Source organism: Neochlamydia sp. AcF84, from assembly GCF_011087585.1.
In the GTDB taxonomy this organism is placed as follows: Bacteria; Chlamydiota; Chlamydiia; order Chlamydiales; family Parachlamydiaceae; genus Neochlamydia.
In genome coordinates this window covers 1-2,260 of record NZ_VJOT01000065.1, presented here as the reverse complement: position 1 = coordinate 2,260, position 2,260 = coordinate 1, and the positions used below count along the sequence as shown (strand labels likewise).

Sequence of the window (2,260 nt, the reverse complement as noted above, 5' to 3'; positions counted from 1 at the left end):
AACTGCGGCTTCCATCCCGATGTTTTTTTTCACAACAATGCTTACAATGAATAGTTTCTGAAGAAAAAACACCTGTTCCGTCTAAAGAGAGTAAATAGTAGCTATTAAGAAAAAGGAAGTTTTCCAACACTTTCCCGCGTTGTAAATGGGCAAAAAGCTTACAAAAAGTGCCTCTTAATAAAGAAGGAGAAATTACATCTAATCGCTCCCTTAAATAAGTGTCTGATGGTACCTTTTCAATCTTGTAAAGAGTCGAAAGGTTATGTTTAATGATAGGTTCTTCTTTTCTTTGATCAAACTTCAATAAAGAGGGAAACTTTAAACCAAACAAAGCAAGACCACTCATCAGACAATCAACAAGAGGAACTTTAGCTTTCTTTGAAGAAACACTGGGTTCATTGATCCTTGTAAAAGCTTTACGTGTGATGGCCAGTAAACCTGCAGCACAAAGGTATTTTTTCTCTTTCGCCCACATTCCCCTAACTAACCTCACCTAATGGTTTACAAAAAAAAATTTCTTTTTTAGTTTATCACAGAGGGAATTTTTTTCAGCGGGAATCGCTGATTTTTATCCTTTCTTTTTCTTGTTTATCTTCTAAGATTTTCATCCCTTTTCCTTTCCAAAAAATTCAACTTTATTAGAATTTGAACGCAGGCACATAATAACTCCTATCAAGCTAACGATGCCGCTAAATAAAACGATCCCAGCTGTCGCCCATTCTAGAAGCTTAATAATCTACAAAAAAAAGTTGCTAAAAAATTATTTGTTTTATGCAAGGCTACCAGCACTCATGGCCGGTGAAGTGACCTTTTAGATAAAGGCAGAGATAGACTTTCCAACTAAAAACTACAGGTTTAGCCTTTAAAAAAGCTATTTTAGATTTTCTAGCAATCTAACATTTTGATGCCACTTTGCTGTATTTCATTCGCTAAGGTTAGCTACTAAGCACAAGTTAGATGCCATGCTTAAAGCTGCCCAGGCTTTTTCTATTGCATGGAATTATATAGATCTCCAGAAAAAATTCGATCGGCTTTAAAAGTTGGCAGTAAAACTTTTGTCGCTTCATTTCGGCTACCTTTGCATTTAAGTCTATGGCCATTCTTTTTGAATATAATGTCGCTTAAGATAACTCCTCTACTGCCAAGTAAGCTAACTGATTTGTTTTGCTTACGCTTCCGGTTTGTTTTTAAAGAGCTTGTTTGGACTGCCACATGCAGGGATGGCAAATAGGCAAGTTCAGCCCTATTACTCGAAGCTCTACTTTAACTTTAAAGATCGTTAAATCTTCAATCACCTAAAATTAAGCGATGAATCTTCTGCTTAGCTAGCGATTATAAAATGAGGCGACCTTTTAAGGCCTTTAAAAGCCTAAGCAATTACTTATTCTGGTTATACCCGCATTCTTTCATTAGTGGCTCCCTAGCGCCCATTCATGTCATTTTTAAGCTAGGGCCCTGCTGGAGAGTAATCAAAGCTTTGATAAGGCTTATAAGACGAAATAAGTAAGCTTTGATCTTAGCAACAAAGCGTTGGATTAAATAACCTCTTCATAATAAAACCCTCACTTCTTAAAGGGGAATAAAACCAGCTTAGTTTTTTCTCAGTTTAGCACACATTTCTAAATGGTAATAAGCACATCTGCTTGCTACCCATTGTCCTCAGAAGATTAAAAGTTGAAAATGCTGAGATAAGTTTGATCTGTGGCCAAAAATGTCTATTTAGGTCTGCCGTATGGACAGCCAAGCAACAATGCCAACAGCTGCTAAGTAATGCCTAGCAAGGCAGGCCATAGGGCTAGAAAGCGAGAGCTGATAGCTAATTTTGAAGAGGGTGGGCCAAATTCTCTATCTTATTAATATACAAAAAAAATGATGTAGCCTTTTATAGTGAGAGTTTAGTCTTGCTTTTCCTTGAAAAGCAATAGTTGAGTGGGTAAGATTAAAACTTTTAACGTCGAAAAGAGTTGGGATAATTTAGCAAAAGTATGTAAGCCTTGCTCGTTTGTCATCTGAAGATGAGCTTAAAACTTCTCTTAGCTCATCTATTTCTCTTCTCTGTTATTTCTCATTAAGAAAAGAAAATCTAACTCTTTAAATGGAATTTTCCAAGTATGGGGCTATAGAGAGCACAATAAATTTATTGAAATATCAAATAGGGAAGGAAAAAAGGATAAGCAAAGCAAGATAGAGTAATAGGAAAGGAGAAAAGTTTTTAGCAGTGCTGTTTAGTAAAGAAAAAAAAGCTTGGCGGCGACCTACT

The 2,260-nt window shown here is 36.1% G+C and carries 1 pseudogene; it reads right to left on the bottom strand.

What is annotated here, in order from left to right:
- Positions 1-475 (bottom strand): annotated as a pseudogene (locus NEOC84_RS07530) (transposase); the annotation flags it as partial.
- Positions 476-2,260 lie beyond the last annotated feature (1,785 nt).